Annotated in this window: 16 protein-coding genes and 1 pseudogene; 6 read left to right on the top strand and 11 right to left on the bottom strand. The window is 47.0% G+C overall.

Annotated elements, in window-relative coordinates:
* Positions 1-65 precede the first annotated feature (65 nt).
* The gene (locus MSMTP_RS16200; RefSeq protein ID WP_048181596.1) at positions 66-989 is read left to right on the top strand and encodes a ribose 1,5-bisphosphate isomerase; all 924 of its coding nucleotides are present in this window, start codon (positions 66-68) and stop codon (positions 987-989) included.
* Positions 990-1,034: 45 nt separating this feature from the next.
* Here MSMTP_RS16200 and MSMTP_RS16195 read toward each other — a convergent pair whose 3' ends face one another.
* From MSMTP_RS16195 to pyrH, 4 genes are all read right to left on the bottom strand, one after another.
* Positions 1,035-1,751, bottom strand: coding sequence for an ABC transporter ATP-binding protein (locus tag MSMTP_RS16195; protein WP_048183854.1), 717 nt, complete (start codon positions 1,749-1,751; stop codon positions 1,035-1,037).
* A gap of 19 nt (positions 1,752-1,770) precedes the next feature.
* Complete coding sequence (locus tag MSMTP_RS16190) at positions 1,771-2,886, bottom strand: ABC transporter permease (RefSeq protein WP_048181593.1); 1,116 nt, start codon at positions 2,884-2,886, stop codon at positions 1,771-1,773.
* Between the two features lie 70 nt (positions 2,887-2,956).
* A complete protein-coding gene (locus tag MSMTP_RS16185) occupies positions 2,957-4,141 on the bottom strand; it encodes a hypothetical protein (protein WP_048181590.1) in 1,185 nt (394 codons plus the stop codon).
* 186 nt (positions 4,142-4,327) lie between these two features.
* On the bottom strand, positions 4,328-5,029 hold the full coding sequence (gene pyrH / locus MSMTP_RS16180) for a UMP kinase (protein WP_048181587.1): 702 nt from the start codon (positions 5,027-5,029) through the stop codon (positions 4,328-4,330).
* Between the two features lie 639 nt (positions 5,030-5,668).
* Between pyrH and MSMTP_RS16175 the strand changes: the two genes are divergently transcribed.
* The 4 genes from MSMTP_RS16175 (at position 5,669) to larC (MSMTP_RS16160) (ending at position 10,505) form a co-directional block, all read left to right on the top strand.
* Positions 5,669-7,447: a hypothetical protein gene (locus MSMTP_RS16175; protein ID WP_052718437.1), complete on the top strand. Its 1,779-nt coding sequence runs from the start codon at positions 5,669-5,671 to the stop codon at positions 7,445-7,447.
* A 251-nt stretch (positions 7,448-7,698) separates the two neighbouring features.
* A complete protein-coding gene (gene larC / locus MSMTP_RS16170; protein WP_048181584.1) occupies positions 7,699-8,289 on the top strand; it encodes a nickel insertion protein in 591 nt (196 codons plus the stop codon).
* 161 nt (positions 8,290-8,450) lie between these two features.
* Positions 8,451-9,284: a nickel pincer cofactor biosynthesis protein LarB gene (larB, locus tag MSMTP_RS16165; RefSeq protein WP_048183848.1), complete on the top strand. Its 834-nt coding sequence runs from the start codon at positions 8,451-8,453 to the stop codon at positions 9,282-9,284.
* A gap of 30 nt (positions 9,285-9,314) precedes the next feature.
* Positions 9,315-10,505, top strand: coding sequence for a nickel pincer cofactor biosynthesis protein LarC (larC, locus tag MSMTP_RS16160; RefSeq protein ID WP_048181579.1), 1,191 nt, complete (start codon positions 9,315-9,317; stop codon positions 10,503-10,505).
* Positions 10,506-10,582: 77 nt separating this feature from the next.
* Here the strand turns inward: larC (MSMTP_RS16160) and nudC are convergent.
* The 7 genes and pseudogenes from nudC to MSMTP_RS16125 all read right to left on the bottom strand — a co-directional run.
* A pseudogene (nudC, locus tag MSMTP_RS16155) lies at positions 10,583-11,221 on the bottom strand (NAD(+) diphosphatase); the annotation flags it as partial.
* 566 nt (positions 11,222-11,787) lie between these two features.
* The gene (gene asd, locus MSMTP_RS16150; RefSeq protein ID WP_048181576.1) at positions 11,788-12,816 is read right to left on the bottom strand and encodes an aspartate-semialdehyde dehydrogenase; all 1,029 of its coding nucleotides are present in this window, start codon (positions 12,814-12,816) and stop codon (positions 11,788-11,790) included.
* Between the two features lie 87 nt (positions 12,817-12,903).
* Positions 12,904-13,086, bottom strand: a complete 183-nt coding sequence (locus MSMTP_RS16145; RefSeq protein WP_048181573.1) for a 4Fe-4S binding protein — start codon at positions 13,084-13,086, stop codon at positions 12,904-12,906.
* A 535-nt stretch (positions 13,087-13,621) separates the two neighbouring features.
* Positions 13,622-13,942, bottom strand: a complete 321-nt coding sequence (locus MSMTP_RS16140; protein WP_048181571.1) for a hypothetical protein — start codon at positions 13,940-13,942, stop codon at positions 13,622-13,624.
* A 394-nt stretch (positions 13,943-14,336) separates the two neighbouring features.
* Positions 14,337-15,410 (bottom strand): GTP-binding protein, encoded by a 1,074-nt coding sequence (locus MSMTP_RS16135; protein WP_048181568.1) that lies wholly within the window; start codon positions 15,408-15,410, stop codon positions 14,337-14,339.
* A gap of 488 nt (positions 15,411-15,898) precedes the next feature.
* Positions 15,899-16,201: a hypothetical protein gene (locus MSMTP_RS16130; RefSeq protein ID WP_048181566.1), complete on the bottom strand. Its 303-nt coding sequence runs from the start codon at positions 16,199-16,201 to the stop codon at positions 15,899-15,901.
* A gap of 197 nt (positions 16,202-16,398) precedes the next feature.
* A complete protein-coding gene (locus tag MSMTP_RS16125) occupies positions 16,399-16,815 on the bottom strand; it encodes a hypothetical protein (RefSeq protein ID WP_048181560.1) in 417 nt (138 codons plus the stop codon).
* Between the two features lie 1,029 nt (positions 16,816-17,844).
* Here MSMTP_RS16125 and MSMTP_RS16120 point away from each other — a divergent pair.
* Positions 17,845-18,840, top strand: coding sequence for a radical SAM protein (locus MSMTP_RS16120; RefSeq protein ID WP_048181557.1), 996 nt, complete (start codon positions 17,845-17,847; stop codon positions 18,838-18,840).
* Positions 18,841-18,983: the final 143 nt, after the last annotated feature.

The raw sequence follows: 18,983 nt of genomic DNA, 5'->3' as shown, positions 1-18,983 counted from the left end.
CTCTTCTCTATTTACCGGAATGCCCGGAAGATAGCTATAAATTGGAATCCTTACTATCCTATCCTATGAAAGAAGTTGAGGATACCGCGGAAAAGATCCGGACAATGGAGATCCGGGGTGCAGGCAGAATTGCAAAAGCTGCAGCCGGAGCAATCAGGGACTATGCAGCAGAGATTGATGTCGTTTCTATGGAAGAGTTCGATACCCGAATCCGGGACGTTTCGGACCTCCTCATCAGTACCAGGCCGACGGCGGTCTCCCTCCCGAATGCTGTAAAGCTCGCCTCAAAGTACTCTTCCGGAAATGTGGAAGAGGCAAGGCAGGAAATCATCGAGAATGCAAACCGTTTTATCGACCGGGCTGACCGGGCTCTTGAACTGATCGGAAAAATAGGAGCCAGGAGGATTCAGGATGGGGATGTTATCATGACCCACTGCAACTCTCACGCCGCTCTTTCCATCATCACAACGGCTTTTGAAGAAGGAAAATATATCAGGGTCCTTGCCTCCGAAAGCCGCCCCCGGCGCCAGGGCCTCCTGACCATACGGCACCTGAACGATTTCGGAATCCCAACATCTCTTATAGTGGACTCGGCGGTGCGCTACCACATGAAGGAAGTTGATAAAGTTGTTGTGGGAGCCGATGCCATCGCAGCCAACGGGGCTCTCGTAAACAAGATCGGGACCTCCCAGCTTGCCCTTGCAGCCCATGAAGCCAGGAAGAGTTTCATGGTAGCAGCCGAGACCTACAAGTTCAGCCCAAGCACCATCGTCGGAAACCCCATTGAAATCGAGGAAAGGGCTGCAGAAGAGGTAATAGATCCGGCAGTCCTGGCTGAGCTTCCTCACGTGCAGGTAAAAAACCCGGCTTTTGACTTTACCCCTTCCGAATACATTGATATGATCGTAACCGATGTTGGGATTATTCCCCCTGCTATGGCTTATACGGTCATAAAAGAACATCTGGGCTGGGAACTCGGTGAGATTTGAGGGGTAAAATTCTTTTTTAACTTCTTTTTTTCTTTCTTATTGCCTTTAATTATCTTTAATCAACCCGTCCGTGATCTGGAGTACTCTTGAACACTCCTTTGCAACCTCGGGATCGTGGGTAACCACAAGAATTGTCTGCCCCTTTTCGCTCAACTCCTTGAATATACGGACAATGGAATCCCGGGTTTTACTGTCCACCTCCCCGGTTGGCTCGTCTGCAAGAATAAGGGCAGGCCTGTTCGCAAGTGCCCTGGCGATCGAGACTCGCTGCTGCTCTCCTCCGGACAGCTCAGTGGGTTTATGCTTTTGTCGGTCTCCCAGACCCAGGTCTTCCAGCAGGGCTTTTGCTCTTTCTCTCCTATCTTTTTTTGGTACTCTGGAAAAGCGCATTGCAAGTTCCACGTTTTCAAGAGCTGAAAGTGTAGGGATCAGGTTGTAGTGCTGGAAAATAAAACCGATTTTCTCTCTTCTCACGCGGGGAAGCAGTTTTTCAGGCACAGATGTCAGGTCTGTTCCGTCAAGGATGATCTTTCCGTCTGTGGCTTCTTCAAGTGTGCCGATCAGAGCAAGAAGGGTTGATTTCCCTGAACCCGAAGGCCCCATGATGGCAAGAAACTCTCCTTTCCGTACGGTTATACAGGCACAGCGAAGGGCATGGACAGGGATCTTGCCCCGGATATAGGTCTTGGAGAGGTTTTCAACCTTCATGATAACTTTCTGTCCGTCGTTATGTCCGTCATTTCCGGATTTTTCTGCCGACATCAGGCCCTCCATTTTTTCTTCAGGCATGCTTTAAAGCCTCCATGGGGCTCATTTTTGAAGCCCTGTATGCTGGATAAAGCCCTGAAAGAGCGCCAATAAGCAGAGCAAAAACCATGGCAATTATAAGAAGCCTCGGAGTTATCAGGAAAAGGACGATCCTTGTCGTTTCAAGCCAGGCATTCATGATATAGACAGCCCCGACACCCACCAGGATTCCAAGAATCCCGCCCAATAAGCCCATGAATGAAGCTTCTCCGAGGGTCAGGAGCAGGATGTCCCGTGTTTCTGCACCTATGGCTTTTAAAATCCCGAATTCCCTTGTCCTTTCTGCAACAGACATGAGCATCGTATTCATCACGCACAGCCCGCCTATGATTGCTGCAAGGAGCCCTGAGCTGATCGTTATTACGCTGAAAATCATGAAGGATTGCTTTGCCTGCACCTCAAGTTCTCCCGGAGAAAGGGTGCTTGTGCCTTTTACGCTTAACTCGATGCGTTTTGAGAGCATCTCGGCATCCACCCTCTCGTCAGGCACGGCAAAGATGTAGGATACAGAATCGCCCACGTTATAAAGGTCCTGGGCAGTCTCAAGGGGAATGATCACGGCATTATCAAAGATCGAGCCGGTATAATCAAGGATTCCGACAACGGTAAAATATTTGTCATGGATTTCAAATTTGCTTCCTTCCTGAAGTCCGTATTCTCTTTTGATGTTGTTTCCAACGACCACACTATAGGAATCTCCCGGATTAAGGAAGCGGCCTGCTTTCAGCTCCACCGGGTTAAGGGCAACGCTGGACTTTTCAGGGGGGACGCCGAGGATTTGCTTTCCGGTCATGCCCATCTTGTCTTCATCAAAGGTGGTCATCAAAAGCCCGTAGGCATCTTTTACCCCGGCTACGCGAAGCACATCGCTTACCTTATCGTCCGTGAGCCCGCCTCCGAAGACCCCGCTTTCGGCAAAAACCCGGATCTTGTCACTGGTTACACTCATGGAACGCTCAAAAGTCTGGTGGAAGTTCTCGGACATGGCGCCCATAACTATGACTGCAAAAATCCCGAGGGCTATCCCGCAGATGGTAAGGGCGCTTCGGACTTTCCTGTTCGTTATGTTTCGTATGATCAGGTCAAACATGGTGGTCCCGCATAAGTATGCATTTTAAGCTGTCAGTTTAACTTATGTCTTGAACTTATTGAGATGCCGATCACACTTCTTTTTTCCCTCTCCTTTTTCTTCCCGAAAAAACCGCAAAGCACAGGAAAATACCAAGCGCTGCCTGAATCCCGAAGGCTGGAGATTCTTCAGAAGGGTTTATTTCGGCTACGGGCTCAAAAACCCTCAGGGCTGTTTCATGGCTGTCCATGACTTCGCCTTCCAGGTTTAACACATAGATCTTTACATTATAGTCGCCCCTGGACGCTCCCTGCCAGATAATCCCTACGGTATCTTCCTGTCCCGCGGTCAGGATATCTGCAGTTTCTTCAAAGACCTTCACATCCCCTGCTTCAGGAGTCAGCACGACCCTGATAATCCCATCAAAAGGCACCTGGGATTTTCCGACTATTGTAACGCTTGCCCCGTATTCGTCCACGTCGATGTCCGCATCAAGAATTTCTACTTTTTCTTCTGCCCTGAAGTCCGATGTATAAGCCGTAGTAATGTCAGGGGAATGGGAATGCACTTTCAGGAGAGCCGTGTAATCTCTGTCTTTTTCGAGAAGGAAAGGCCAGGTCATTGCTTTATAGTATGCGTCTGTTACAGGGACATTTTCCAGGCTTTCGGAGTATATGATGTCCGTGCCGGAAAGGAGTTTCAGGTCCAGGTCCACCACGCTGGGTTCAGGCATCTGGACGAATCCGAGATTTGCGGAGCTCATAAGGGTTATCAGAACGGAAGCTTTTTCGGAGTCTGCAGAGAAATCCACAATTTTGAGGGTTGAAAGATACTGGTTTCGGTAAGAAAATGAAAGTTTCCGGGATTCAAGAGTTTTGCTTCCGTCCTTTACAAAAAGCTGTGCTGTATAGGAGTCTCTATCTTTTCCAAAGTCCTCTTCAAGCCCCCAGAAAAGGACTTTTGTGATCTCCTGCCCCTTATCTACGGAGCCCGGATGGAAGGTTTCCGATTTCAGAAATTCTTTTCCTGAGCTCAGGGTAAAAACAAGGGAAACGTTCTCAAGGGGCTGTTCAAACCTGACCGTTGCATCGCTCAGGTCATGGTCTGAGAAAAAATCAACAATAAGGGCGTTTTCTTCTCCACCAGCTGTCCCGCTCGTTGCCCCCGAAACAGGACCTGCCTGGACACAGAAGAAAATCAGAAGTGCAATTAAAGAAAATAAACGGAAGGTAAAATGTCTCTTTTTTAAACAGTTTTTTTTTTCTGGCAGAATCAAGCCCGGTTCCTCCTTTCTCCAAAAACTGCCGGGAACCAGAGTCGGGAACCTATCTGGCTCTCTGCAATATGAATATATGTAGGAACCTCTATGTTTAAGTTTTGATGTATTTGAATCTGGTTTTTGATATACTGGAGTTCGATTTAATTCTCCTGAGGAAGACTCAAAAGATCTGGCTTCAACCTTTTATTTCCTTGCTGTGATCCAGGTCCCGCAAGAAAGCGCGGATTTCTCCTCTGTTTTTTCGTCAAGGACTTTTTCAAGCAGGGCAGGGTCCCTCCCGTCCATTACCAGGGCGTCGAGTTTGCACCTTTCGATGATTTTTGCAGCTACAGGGTCTACCGGGGACTTTGAGCCCGCTTTCATCTCGATGGACATCACGATGTTGATGAGTTCTTCCGGAGAGATTATGTCGTATTTTACGGCATCAGGGTCACTGTTAGGGTCTGCGGAGTAGACACCGTCGATAGAGGTTGCGATTGTCAGCAGGTCCGCCCGCAGGAATTCTGCCAGGATTGCCGAGACTGCGTCCGTGGTCTGTCCGGGGGTGATTCCTCCCATGACAACGATTTTCCCGGATGTCAGGGCTTTTGCGGCTTCCAGGTAGCTTGCCGGGATTTCGGGGTGGGCAGCTGTTCCGAGGGCCGAGATAAGAAGCCTTGCGTTCAGGCGGGTGATGTCAATGCCTATAAAGTCGCAGGTAACTTCGTCTGCCCCCACTGCGCGGGCAGTTCCTATGTAGTTCCGAGCAGCTTCCCCGCCTCCGGTTACCACTAGCAGTTTATGTTTTTCCGAAAGCTTTCTGAGAGCTTCGGAGTATTTTAAAAATCGATCCGGGTTAAGGTCTTTCGCAAGAATTGAACCGCCTAGGGATAGAACTATGAGCATGATAATCTTTACTCATTAACTGTATTTCGCTTTTAAACTTATCGATGCCCGGGGTTTTGGACTCCCTACCCTAATTTCCTAGCTTTCCTTTTTTCTTTATTCTCCTTCTTTCCTTACTGTCCTTCTTTCGTCGTTTTCCTTCTTTCCTCACTCTTCTCTTTACTTTATTCTCCTGTTTTCCCTTTTTTCAGTTTTCCTCACTTCCTTTGTTCTCGGTTGTCCTTTTTTCTTCACTCTCTTGATTTCCTCGCTCTCCTGATTTTCCTCATTCTCTCGTTTTTTCTTAAATTGATTTTCAATGTCTAAAAATGTGCTTTTCTGTTCTTTTCAGTACTTGCCCTGAGTTTTCCCGTGAACCCTTTCCTGTATTCAATCTAAACCTTTTCCTTTAATTTTCTTATATTTTTGTTTTTTCTTGGGCCTTGATACAACGCATCCTTATACCTTTTTCAGGCATTTTTCTTAAGTTCACGGCGACAACAAAAATTCAAGTTTACTTGTTTTTAATTATTTTTATCTTGACTTTTTTAATAATATTCAGCGTTTAACAGCGTTAATGAATAACTATTTACATGAGGAATTTTACACATTTTATGAATTATATATGTTTGGATTTTATAAAATAGGAGGTAACTTTTCTTGAATAACGAAGTCTACGCTGCTTCCATGGCGGCGATCTCAAGCATCCAGAACATAACCAATGACAGGATTGAAGCCCTTACAAAAGGGCACGGCATGACTAACATCGGGGCAATGTGTGCCGCAAACGCTATTGCAACCGAACTCTTCCGGGGCGCCAACATCCAGCTTACCGATGAGGACAGCGGCAGCCTTCAAATTGACCAGGTCCTTGAAAAGGGAATCGAAGCCGCAAAGGAAGCGGGGGCAAGCCCTGCAAATGCAGCCCTTTTTGCCGCAAGTATCTGCTACTTTGCAGGTTCCAATGCCCAGGCCGGGGTTCCTGCAGGGAACCGGAAGATCGGGGCTCTTGCCCGCATGATCGCAGGCGCGGATAGGACCGGGGTCATTTCAGTCCCTACTCCCAAGTCCAACAACAAGGTATCGGGCTTTGCAGCGGTCCAGGCAATCTACAAAGCCATGGAAGAAGGTAAACTTACGCGGATCGACGGGCGCAAACTTCCCCTTGGCGTTGCCGGAGGTCCTCTCTACGGTCACAATACCCTTGGAGAAGACATCGGCTTCCCCGAAGTTGCCATGAACGCGGCAAAAGTCGGAACCGAAGCTATGATGAAGGCATACTGGGGAGCAGGAGTTTCCGCAAGCCCTATCATTTCTGCAATCATTGGAACAGCCGCATCCCTGGAAATCGTTCACCCTGACGCTTTTGTTGGGGCTGAGTACGGCGGTTTCTTCGATGTAAACAGTGCTTACCTTGCAGGAAAAGCTGCATGTGAAGTCGCAGGAATCCCTGAAAAGCTCCACATGAGGGGGACAGGCGAAGAGTACGACTCAGCCAGGCTTGTAGGAGACCTCGGAGTCATTATAAAGGACATCGGTGCCCCAACCGTTGTAGGTATGATGTCTTTCGGGGAAATGCTCTGTGCTTTCCAGGAATCAGTCCAGATAGGAGCCGGTTTCTCCGGGGGCCCGATTATGCCACCTCTCGGACACATGACCGCAGACTGTATCATCGCCCTCAGGGCTCTGATCAAGTGCGAAACTGACGTCGAGAAGGCTGCGGATATCATTGCCGAAGTCAAAAAGAATGAGTGGCTTGACCCCGAAATCGCAGCTGTTGCCCTTAACACCATCTCCAGGAAGACCGAGCAGGTCAGGAGAGGTCTGGTTACCCGTACAATGATCCTCGGGACTGACGGTGTGCGCTCGGCTGCAATCTTCCGGAGGGCACAGAAGACCTATGATGCCCTTAAAGCCGGGAAGACCGTAGAAGATGTTGTCCGGGAAATTGATGTTGAGAGGAAGACAACCGTTGAGACCAGGGCAGCTGCCATGCTCGGAGCCATGACCGGGCACGAACTCAAGATCGAAATCAAAAAACTGGTAGGCGGAGCCCGCAGGGACCATCCGTTCACTAATTCCTACTACGGCTTTGACACCGATGCCGATGTGGACGTAACCGTAGACGGCAAGAAGTTCGAGCTTAAGGGGCTTGGGCAGACCGTGATCCCTGACGCCATTTTCAATGACAAGCAGGATATCCTGGAAGTAATCCCCCTGGCAGCTATTCCTGTCAGTGAACTGCAGCTCTCGGGCCACTCTATTATCAATATCACAGTGCCTGCAGCCGTAGCCGCAGCAATGAAGGTTTTAGAGCCAAAAGAAGCTGCAAAGCTTGCTGAAAAGGGTGGGAAAGCCGGTACTGCTGCAATCCCCGGAGCCCGGGAAAAAGCTTTCGACGTTGCAAAACTTGCAGTCCGGATAATGGACTCCATGTAAAATCTTTGAACATATCGCCAATCCGGAAAGGTTTAAATAGTCGAAAAAACCTGCCGCTGGAAAAGATTTAACAACTGAGAAATACTTAACAGTTTTATAAACTCTTTCCAGCTAAGGCTGGCTTAACAGCCAGATCAGGTTGCGGTCAGAGGCAATATGTCCATATAGGGGCGGCTCAGTCTGCCCTATCTGGTCTCTGCCCTTTTTCCTTTTCGCCTTCCCTCTTCCGGAGGCTGCCTGGAGGTCACGCTTTGCTCTTAATGACCAACGTTGACAATATTACATGTGACCAGGTGCCCTACCTGATCGAGGAACTGATGAAGCTTGGGGCTAAAAATGTGCATGTAGTGCCGGCTTTCACGAAGAAAGGCCGGAGCGAATATATTTTTCTGATCGACAGTGAGGAAGGGAACCTTGAGGTCCTTGCCGAGTTCATGGCTCTGGAAACCGGTACTCTCGGGGTCAGGATTTTGAAGACCGAACATTATCCTTTTGACTACGAAATGAGGTCGCTCTGCCTTTCTTTCAGGGATGAAAATGACCTGCCTCTTTGGGAAGGGGAAATTGATGTAAAAATAGTTCTAGGAAAAGAAAAAAAGCCTCTTTCTGCCCGGGTTGAGTACGAAGAGCTAAAGGAACTGACAAATCGGGTAAGAGAAGCCGGCCTGAAGCTTTCTATGTATGAAATTAAGGAATTGATTGAAGAAAGGGCTCTGAAAGGCATAAAGGACTTTACTGTTAATTTCGAGGATGATAACCTGGGACTGGAAAATACGCCTTTGTCCCCAGTTTCGAAAAAACTGTGCTGTACGGATAAGACGAAAACTTGCTTCGGGAATTGAAGCTCGGTTTTTATCTTTTTTCGGGGTAAGGGTGTCTTTCACGAAAGCGTTTCCATTCAAGAAAAAAAATCATTTCTTATTCTGGAATATTTTTGTCATGAAAGGTATTATCAGAAAATGCCTGTTATCTTATAACGTCCACATCTTGGAAGGTGGTCCCTCTGGATCTAACAAAAGTTTTAAAAGATATCAAAAACGGAACAATCGAGCTTGAAACTGCGGAAGAGCAGATTCGGTCCATGGGTTTTGTGAGTTACTCGAGCATTGCGAAGGTGGATACCCACAGGAAAAGTCGGACCGGGATAATGGAAGCAATCCTTGCCGACTGCAAGGAACCCGAAGACGTCGTGGAGATTGCAAAGGTCCTGGTCGCCGAGAGCGGAAGAGCCCTGATAACAAGGGTCTCGGAAAAGCACGTTGAAGCTCTCATGAAAGCATTCCCTCCTGAAAAGCTTGAGTTGAACCGGCGGGCTCGCACCGTAGTCGTTCATGATGGAACTCCTTCGCCGGTCACCGGTGGAGTTGTGGGGGTCATTTCCGCAGGTACGGCGGATATCCCTGCGGCTGAGGAGGCCAGGGTAGTGGCTTCCGAGATGGGATGTGAGACCGTTGCTGTGTATGACGTGGGAGTCGCAGGTATTCACAGGCTGATCCCTGAACTCCAGAGGCTCAAAGCCAGGAACCCCGGAGCTATCGTTGTTGCCGCGGGAAGGGAAGGGACTCTTCCCACTGTGGTCTCGGGGCTGGTCGATGTGCCGGTGATAGGGCTGCCCGTTTCCACGGGATACGGGGCAGGAGGAGGAGGGGAAGCAGCCCTTCTCTCAATGCTTCAGTCCTGCTCCATCATCTCGGTAGTGAACATCGATGCTGGCTTTGTAGCCGGAGCCTTTGCGGCTCGTATAGCGAATTTGATCGCAGCTGCTGCAGGAACCGGTGTTATGCAGGGAAATAAAGGGCATGGGAATAAAGAGAAGGGTAATAAAGAGCAGGAATAAGTGAATCGAAGACCTGCAGGCAGGAATTTCATGAAAGCGTTGATTTTCAATCCTTTTTCAGGGGCTGCCGGGGACATGATCCTTGGCTGTACCCTTGACCTCGGGGCAGACCGGCAGTACGTCCGGGAATTGATAGAGGCTTCCGTAGACGTGTCCGTGGACATCCGGGAAGTTAAGAAAAAGGGCATAAAAGCCCTGGATGTTCGGATAGGAGTGCCGGAAAAGGAAAAAGTCCGGAAATACCCCGAACTGATAGACATAATCAAGTCCGCAAAACTGCCTTCCCTTGTGGAAGTAAGTGCTCTTGACATCTTTGCGAAGATGGCGGAAGCTGAAGCTGCTGTCCACGGGTATTCCGACCTCGCGGACCTGCACTTCCACGAGGTGGGCCAAAGTGACGCACTTGCTGATGTCATTGGCTCTTCGGCTGCGATCCATGCCCTTGGCTGTGACGCCGTTTACTGCACTCCTATCAATGTCGGCAGCGGAACGGTTGAATCCGCCCACGGGACTCTTCCGGTACCGGCCCCCGCAACCCTCGAGATTCTCAGGAACGGGAAGCTCTTTTTCAGGGGGGGCAACGTGAAAAAAGAACTGCTCACTCCAACCGGGGCCGCTGTCCTTTCCCATTTTGCAAAATCCGTTGAAGCTTTCCCCCAGGGGAGGGTAACAGCGGTAGGATACGGAGCAGGAGATGCCGACCTTCCGGGGCCGAACGTGCTCCAGGGCATACTATCCGAACCTGACTCCTGCCTGATCCAGGATACGATCGAGGTCCTGGAGACAAATGCGGACGACGTGAGCGGAGAAGTGCTCGGCAACCTCTTCGAGGAACTGCTTGTCATGGGGGCCAGGGACGTTGTGATTATCCCCGCTACCATGAAAAAAGGCCGGCCCGCCCATGTTATAAAGGTCATATGCAAACCCGAAGACAGCTCGAAACTTGCCCGGAAAATCATAACTGAAACAGGTTCCCTGGGTATCAGGGTGATTCCTACCAGGCACCGGCTGATCGCCGCCCGGAAGATCGAAACGGTCAGGATCGATGTTGACGGAAAGGTGTTTGAAGTGGCTGTCAAGGTAGCCAGGGACTCCGAAGGAGTTTTGCTCAACATCTCCGCGGAGTTTGAGGACTGCAAACAGGTCGCAAGAAAGTCGGTGACTCCGGTAAAAGAGGTCATGCGGAGAGCTGAAGAGGCCGCATGGAAACTTTTTTCCTGAATTTTGATTCAGGCTGATACTGAGAGGACCCTACTGAATCAATGAATCAGGCTGAATCAATGAATCAGGTCGAATATTCAATCCAAATTCTCAACAAAGTGGGCTATGATCCTTTTGGAAAGCCCTATTTTTGAAGGAAGAGGTGGTAGTTTTTCTACAGGGAACCAGTGGGCGTCTTCGATTTCCTCATGGTTCACAACGACTTCTCCTCCTGCATACTTTGCCGTGAAGCCCAGCATCAGGGTGTGAGGGAAAGGCCAAGGTTGGCTTCCGAAATAATTCAGGTCCTTTATGCTGACCCCGACTTCTTCCCTCACCTCCCTTTCCGCGGCTTCTTCCACGGTTTCTCCGGGTTCTACAAAACCAGCTACCAGGCAGTAAGTCCCGGGAGGAAATCGGGGGGACCTGGCAAGCAGCAATTCTTTGTCCCTGGAGATAAGTACAAGTACTGCAGGTGTGACCCTGGGGTAATACCGGGTTCCACAGTCAGGGCATTGCCTGGCCCGGTCTTTTTTTCTCAGGGTCGTACGAGTTCCGCAGAAGCTGCAAAACTGGTTCGTCCGGTCCCATTCCATTACCTGGACGGCCATTCCCGCGACTCCCAGAAGGTCGGCTTTCAGCTTTCCATAGAGCCGGGGGAGTTCCAGAAATTCCATGTTTTCAGGCGCTTCGACTCCCTCTTCCAGTTCGAGGGAGTAACAGGGCCTGTTGTCAAAGGTCCCAAGGTACTGCTATCTACAAATGGGCAGACCTGATTTCTCGAGATCTGTCTGGCATGGAATTTCCATAATCCTTCCTACCCATTTCCATACAAGCAGTCTGCGCTGACTGAAGGCAAAGCACATTGGGTCTTTGTCGGAGGATTCCGGAGGTTTGAGCCCAAATGTAAACCTCCGGTCCGACAGGTGGAATTCCCTTTGCATAGCTCTCGCTCGATGCTTTTCTGGTCCGGGAAAGTTTTTCCTTAAACAAAATTAAAAACTAATTCAGACTTAATATTTAATTCAGACATGGTGTCTAATTCACACTTCAAATCGAAGTTACACTTTCTACCAATACTTATTTTGGTTTGCATCCTTTAAGTCCCTTTTTATATTGACGGGCAATTATATCTCACATTTCTATAAATCTCATTTCTGATTTCTGTAATCTTGCCCTGAATATGGTAAAATAAGATCAAATGGTAGATGGGGGGGCCTGATATGGTTAAAATTGATAAAATAAGACTTTGATACCTTTAAATTCTGTTGAAATAAAAATAGGTTGGGATGAAGCTCTCTGCTCAGAGCTTTCCCATGGAGTGCAGAAGTTCCGCATTCAGGACACTTGCCCCTGCGGCTCCGCGGATTGTGTTGTGTCCCATTGCTATGTAGCGGATGCCTTCTCTGATCCGGCCTACGGAAACGCTCATGCCGTCGCCCATGTTGCGGTCCAGGCGCGGCTGGGGCCGATCGACTTCGTCCCGCACGATAAGGGCTTTTGCGGGTTCCGAGGGGAGGTCTCCCAGTTTCGGGTCGAAGCTCAGGAAGGCTTCCCTTACTTCCTCGGGGCTGGGTTTTGCTTCCATGCCTGCCCAGATGGCTTCCGTGTGCCCGTCAATTACCGGGACCCTGTGGCAGGAAGCGCTTACTTTTATGTCTGCAGGTAAGATTTCCGCACCGTTGAATTTTCCAAGGAGCTTCAGGGGTTCGGTCTCCATTTTATTTTCTTCATTTCCGATGTATGGGACCACGTTGTCGTAGATTGCCATTGCCGGGATCCCGGCAAACCCGGCTCCAGAGATTGCCTGCATTGTGGCGACCTGGATTGACTCGAGCCCGAACTGCATCAGGGGTTTCAGGCTCACTGTCATGACGATGGTGGAGCAGTTGGGGTTTGTGATGATATACCCGTCCCATCCCCTGTTGTCCTGCTGGACTTCAAGGAGCCCCAGGTGTTCGGGGTTTACCTCGGGGATTACAAGGGGGATGTCTGTTTCCATCCTGTAGGCTGAGGCGTTACTTGCAACTGCAAAGCCGGCTTTTGCAAAGTCCGGTTCGACAGTGAGGGCAAGGTCTGCAGGGAGAGCCGAAAATACCACGTCGGCGTCCACGGCTTTTGGATCCACAGGGACCACTTCGATGTCGGCCACGTTTTCCGGCATCGGGGTGTCAAGCCTCCAGTTTGCTGCGTTTTTATACGTTTTTCCGGCGCTTCTCTCGGATGCTGCAAGGGCTGTGATCTCAAACCAGGGATGGTTTGCCAGTGCTTCTATGAACCGCTGCCCTACAGCACCGGTGGCGCCTAAAATACCCGCTTTAACTGCTGCCATCTAAAAAAATACCTCCGTAGAGAAAGAAATAATTCGATAAAAATGAAAAAGAAAAATGGAATAAAAAATTATTCCAAGCTGATTGTTTTATTCTTCTACCTTGATTGCGTCGTTCGGGCATGCCTCTTCGCATGCACCACATTCTACACATTCGTCCTGGTCGACGACTGCGATTCCCTTGTCATCGTCGAGGGTGATTGCTTCTGAGGGACATTCATCGACACAGGTTCCGCATCCGGAACATTCTTCCTCGTTAACTATTGCTGGCATATTTATTCACACTCCGTTTGTTTATCATTCGATATGTATTCTGGAAATTAGACAGGGGCGTTTTTGAAACTTCCATAGAATATCGAAAACTTTAAGCATTACGCCATTATTCTGAAAAACATAAAAACTTATCGCTTTTTAGTAAAAAGCACCCTCACCTGTTCAGTCGTTGAACCGTGTCGCATGCTTTCTAAATTTATATTTCCTTATGTATGGAATGGAATGAATAGAAATGAACGTATGGATTTAAAAGGAATGATTCACGGACTGAAAACCGGCATATACTGAAAACCGGCATAAATTCATGAGGATACTTATAAGTAAGGAATACAAAAACGAATGAATCCAAAAAGGAATGAAATTTTTCCTTTTTGAGAGCGTCGGAAAAGTCCACACTTGCCAAAAATTTGGCACATTTAATCATTTATGATGAACTTCAAAAACCCTCATGACCCATATTTTTTGATTTTGATTTTCAGGCCCGTTTTTTAGTATTCAGGCTTTAATTAGGATTCCGGCATCAACCCTCTGGCCCTTAAATCCTTAATCCTGACTCATGTACTGTAATTCCTTGGGGGTCCGTCAGGTGATATTTTCCCCCTTCGTCCTTAAGGATCCCTTCCTTGAGCAAGAGATCCATGTGGTATTTATACATGAAGTCACTAAGGCCTGATTTCTCCTTTAATTCCTCTTTTTTTATTCCGGAAAAACCTACAATCCTCACGAGTTTTCTCCTCTCTGAACTCAGGGCGACCTTTCCCATCATTACATGGTCTTTTTTAATAGCTTCAGCTTCGCTTGGCCCTTTCTCGGAATTTATGTAGACATCAAGTTCGTCTTCTTCTTTTTCTTGCATATCAGTGCTCCATGTATTTTTTAAATACAGAGTTTTAATCATTCATACAATTTCTATTTTTTCATTCACAAATACCTCCATTTTTTACCTTTTTTTCTCAAGCAGAGATAATCTCTCCCAAAAACCCGTCCCTTCGGCAAAGTTTTTTGGGATGAACAGTTTGCCTTCCTCCTGAGGTCCCTGTTTTAGGGGGATAGGAGCACTGAGCGCTCCTGTTTTAAGGGTGGTTGGGCAAGGTGCAAAGAGGAGGGAAAACTTTTTGTCGCGAGGAAGTTAAGAAAAGAAAATCAACTCAATGCTCATTTGTTCATGTCCACTCTTGTTCCGTGTCCGTGTTCATGCCCTTTCCGGCTTCATGAGCATGTTCATGTCCACTCTTGTTCCGTGTTCGTGTTCATGCCCTTTCCGGCTTCATGAGCATGTTCATGTCCACTCTTGTTCCGTGTTCGTGTTCATGCCCTTTCTGCTCCATTTTTTCGAATGGAACCCCTGCTTCCCTGAGTTTGCTCTCTATGGAACTTTCCACGATTTCCGTAAGTTCTTCTTTAGGGACTTTCGTGATAGCGGAAAGCAACCTCAATTCGGATTTCTCACTCTTCCTGTCAAGGATTTCTACCTGGGGGGTCTCTTTCGAGGAGGTTACGCTGCCTTTGACCACGGATTCGGGGAGTTTGATGGAAAGCTTCACATGCCCTATGAACCCGGGGTTAATTTCACTTACACGGTCCCGGATACTTAGCAGGCTCTCTTCTGCAAGTGCAATGCCTTTTTCCGGTTCAAGGGAGGATACCAGGGCATAGCGGGTTGAAAATGCCGAAACTTCCGAGACTTCAATGGAGTTTTGTTTCTCTGAAGGGGCTTTTTCAAGTCCCGGAACTGCAAGGTGGTTTAGCAGGCTTTCGAACTGTTCATCTCCCGTTTTTGCAGAGAATTTGAGGACCATGGCTTCGCTGTTCAGTTTTGAAAGCATCTTTTCCGTGGCAAGGACCCGCTCTCCGGGGGCTGTGTCCAGCTTATTTATGCCCAGGATCTCGGCTTCCCTTATCTGGGTTTCAATGAACCTGGGGATTTCACTGACTTCGGTCCCGAAACGGCAGGGGTCTACCAGGGTCACCACAGGGGAAAAGGATAGTTCGGAAAGCCCCATATTCTTGATTTCTTCCCTGATCTGTCCCGGGAAGGCTATCCCGGTGGGCTCGATGATAACCACATCAGGCTTGAATTCTTCTTCCAGGGTCTGGAGAGTGTACTGCATGCTGATTTTAAGTGTGCAGCAGATGCAGCCGCTTGTCAGTTCTTCGGTCGTGATCCCGGTTCCCGATAAGGTATCCCCATCAAGCCCGATTTCTCCGATCTCGTTTACTATGATGGCAATTCGCTTTCCTGAATCGTTCAGTCGCCTGCTGAGTTTCAGTATGGTGGTGGTTTTCCCGCTTCCCAGAAAACCTCCTATGATCATTACTTTCATTGTTTTTCCTTCCTTTCGTTGTTTTTTGTAAAATGGAATGTGTAAACAGGATTTTGTAATTCAATTTAGTGTAAATGGGTTAATTCGGAGATTTTATATGAAATGTTAACGACGTGTACTATTACTAAATGAATATATTTTCCAATATATAAAATATACAGATTCTTCTTCATGACACCTATTTCTTCTGACCTAATATTCCCTATCTGGTCATTTTTTAGTTTCCAGGAACGGATTAAGAAGAACATGGGGGTACATTTTGATAGTCAACAGCTTAGGCGTAACCGGCATGTGGAAGGTTCTAACTCTCTTCATGTCATGTACAGGCCACCAGAGCCTCTGCATGAGACACTTCTCCACCCGTATACATCAACCCCACCACCTTGATTTGACAGGTTTGAGTGGGTACGGATTGCCGAAGAGGACCTTTTCGCAGGAGACTTCGAGGTTTCAGGCCCTTAAAAAAAGTGAAGTTATTCAAAAAAAGTTTAAAGTTTTGGAAGCACGTTCAGCCCCAGTTCGGTCAGTTTGTAAACCTCTTTTTCATCCTGAAAAATAAAATCTGCGTTTATAAGGACCTCGGTATGGAATTTTAAAGTGGCTTCATCGAGGCCGGTTTCGTTCAGGAGTTCTTCTTTTGTCTTCCCGAGGAAACATATCCCGCGGACGATGTCCCTGCGTACTGGATTGGAGGCCGCATTGTATGTCCTTTCACACTTCTCCTGCAGCAGTTCTTCTTCCGTTTTTTCCTGTGAGTCGAGAAACAGGTCAATTTCGTCTTTTTCTTCCATAGTTCGGGCCACCCTGTAACAATAAAGTTATCATATCTTTGATGATTGGAATGGTTAATTTTATAATTATTTTGAGGCCATTTTATACGTATTTTGTTTTTTCAGGCTTCTTGCATCCTGATATCCCTTTTTCAGGCTTGTTCCCAGGCTGAAGGGCTTTTCATTCCGGAAAGTTTGTTTGAAAAATGATTCTTTGCTTATTCCGCGGAAAGTTCATCGATGATTGCGGAGTATTCTTCTGCAACGCTTCGGATTTTTTGTTCCTTCTCCTCAAACTCTGCAGTTTCCCCTTTAGATATTGATTCAATATATTCACCAAGGTAGCTTTTGAACTTAGTTACTTCCCCGTGGAGAGCTTTGTTGAAATACTTGCTTTTGTCTTTCATTAACTGTTCTATTCCTTCTATGTCCCCCCGGATAAAATCTTCAAGTTTTTCATAATTGAGTTTTCCGGCCTCTTCGGAAATCTCCATGTGGAATGTTGGGTTAGTGATGGCAACTTTCAAAAGTATCATAAAATTTTCCCTGTCTTCAAGATCCACTTTGATTGCATTATACCAGCTGACTATTGTTTCTGCAATTTTTTCTGCCTCAAATTTCTCATCAGTTTCCATGCACAGGTATTCTGGGAGAGGTGATAGATATAACTTATTATTTCTCTGCAGTAATAAATAAGAATTCATAATTTCTTCAATAAGAAATCATAATTTCTTCAATAAGAAATCATAATTTCTTCAATAAGAAATCATAATTTCTGCAGATCTTATGATAAGATTAGGCTCCGTTATAAAATCATTATTCAGTTATTATAGAAAATATTCTGGTTTAGTTCTGAAAAAAAGAAAAGTTTGCATTCCCATCCAAGAAAACCTGGAAGCTTCGAACGGCGTTTAATGAGTCTTTTTATTCTGGGAAGAGATACAAAGGTATTGGACTCTTTGTGCTGCGCGTCTTTTGCTTTTTGTCTTGTATGTTCACTTATCCCTGTGTGTTTTTGTCCCTAATGTCCCTATTTTTGTCCCTTGTGGAGTAATATTTAGTTAGCGGGGTTGTGAGGGATGAGAACGCAAGATGTACTATGTATACATCCTATATATTACTTTTGTAATTATATGTAACACATAATGTTATTTTTATCCTCTTTAGTTATTCCATTCCTATATTTTTAATGCAATATTCTAATATTATTGCATCTTTCTAACGTTGTCTTATTATCTTAATGATAAGACTATTATAATAATACCTAACTATCATTGATGTCCATACCCATATTTATGACTCTCCTTGATACTGTTTTTTTCAGTATGAACTTCCTAAATGTGGGCGCTCTTTTTTTTCCTGGAACGTTATGTGAATCCTCACCTGTTTTCATACGGGTGTATCGGAATCTGGCAATAATTTTTAAAAGAATAAGGATGAATATTCAAAGCTAAAAATAAAAAAATAAGAGTTGTCACGAATACCTCTACCTTCAGAGACTGTCCGACAATTCAATTTCAGGATACAACAGGAGATGGCTTCCCAACAGTTACTATTATATAATTGACAAAAATTATATACTTCCTTGCATAGAAATGGAAAACTGAGAAAGTACGGATTAATCTGTGAAAGTACGAATTACAAGCACTTTGAGGATCATTTGCATGCAAAATAAGCTCATGACTGCAGAACTAAAAGCTTTCCTGATCTCTATTGGTTCCGTTTCCATAGATCCTTCCCTTGTTCCCTTTGCTCTCGGGTCCACAGCCGGTCCGGGTGCCGGGACAAGTTCGGTTTTCTTCAGGTCAGGGAAACGGAGAGTCCGGCTCAGTATCAATAAGGATTCTCCCCTTTCCATTGAAAATGTAGGGGAAGACGGGACTTTTTCCCTTTTTATGGAAGGGGAAGAACTGGTTCGGGGAACCCTTGAGCCTGCCCTTGCCCACTGCCCGGAACAGGCGTTTATTACCCTTTGCGAGCGTTGTATTTTCGACTGCAAATACTGTCCCGTGCCCAAACTCCAGGGCCATGTCAAGAGTAATAAGGAAGTCCTGGATATTGTGGACGATGTTTTCAGGACAGGAAACCTGAAGGCTATTTCCCTTACTTCGGGGGTTGAAAATTCTGTGCAGGGGGAAGTGGACCGCGTCCTCAAATTGCTTCCTGCTCTCAAAAAGTATAATGTGCCGATCGGAGTTTCGGTCTACCCCACCGAAGGGTGCTCCAAGCAATTTTACGAGGCAGGGGTATCCGAGGTCAAGTATAATGTGGAAACAATGGATCCGGGTATTTTCAAACAGGTTTGCGGAGACCTCTCCCTTGCCTACATCCTGAAAAAACTCGAAGAGGCTGTGGGGATTTTCGGGAAAAACCGGGTTTTCAGCAACTTTATTATCGGACTAGGGGAGAGTGATTCAGCTGTCAGGGACGGGGTTGAAACCCTCGCAAAACTGGGAGTAATCCCAATCCTTCGCCCTATAAATCCCCATCCCCTCAGGGCAGGGGCCTGTTTTGCAGAGCGGCCTTCCCGGGAACGCCTCTTGAAACTTGCAAAAATGGAAAAAGCCATACTCGTAAAATACGGGTTGAACTCGGGACTTGCAAAAACCATGTGTCTAAGGTGTACGGGCTGCGACCTCGTACCTTTTGTAGACCTCTGAATGTCTGGTTGCCTTACCTGGTTTACCTGCCTGGTTTACCTGCCTGGTTTACCTACTTGGTTTGCCTACCTGGTTTACCTGCCTGGTTTGCCTACCTGGTTTACCTACCTGGTTTACCTACCTGGTTTACCTACCTGGTTTAC

Source organism: Methanosarcina sp. MTP4 (assembly GCF_000970045.1).
Taxonomy (GTDB): Archaea; Halobacteriota; Methanosarcinia; order Methanosarcinales; family Methanosarcinaceae; genus MTP4.
This window is presented reverse-complemented; position numbering and strand designations above follow the sequence as displayed.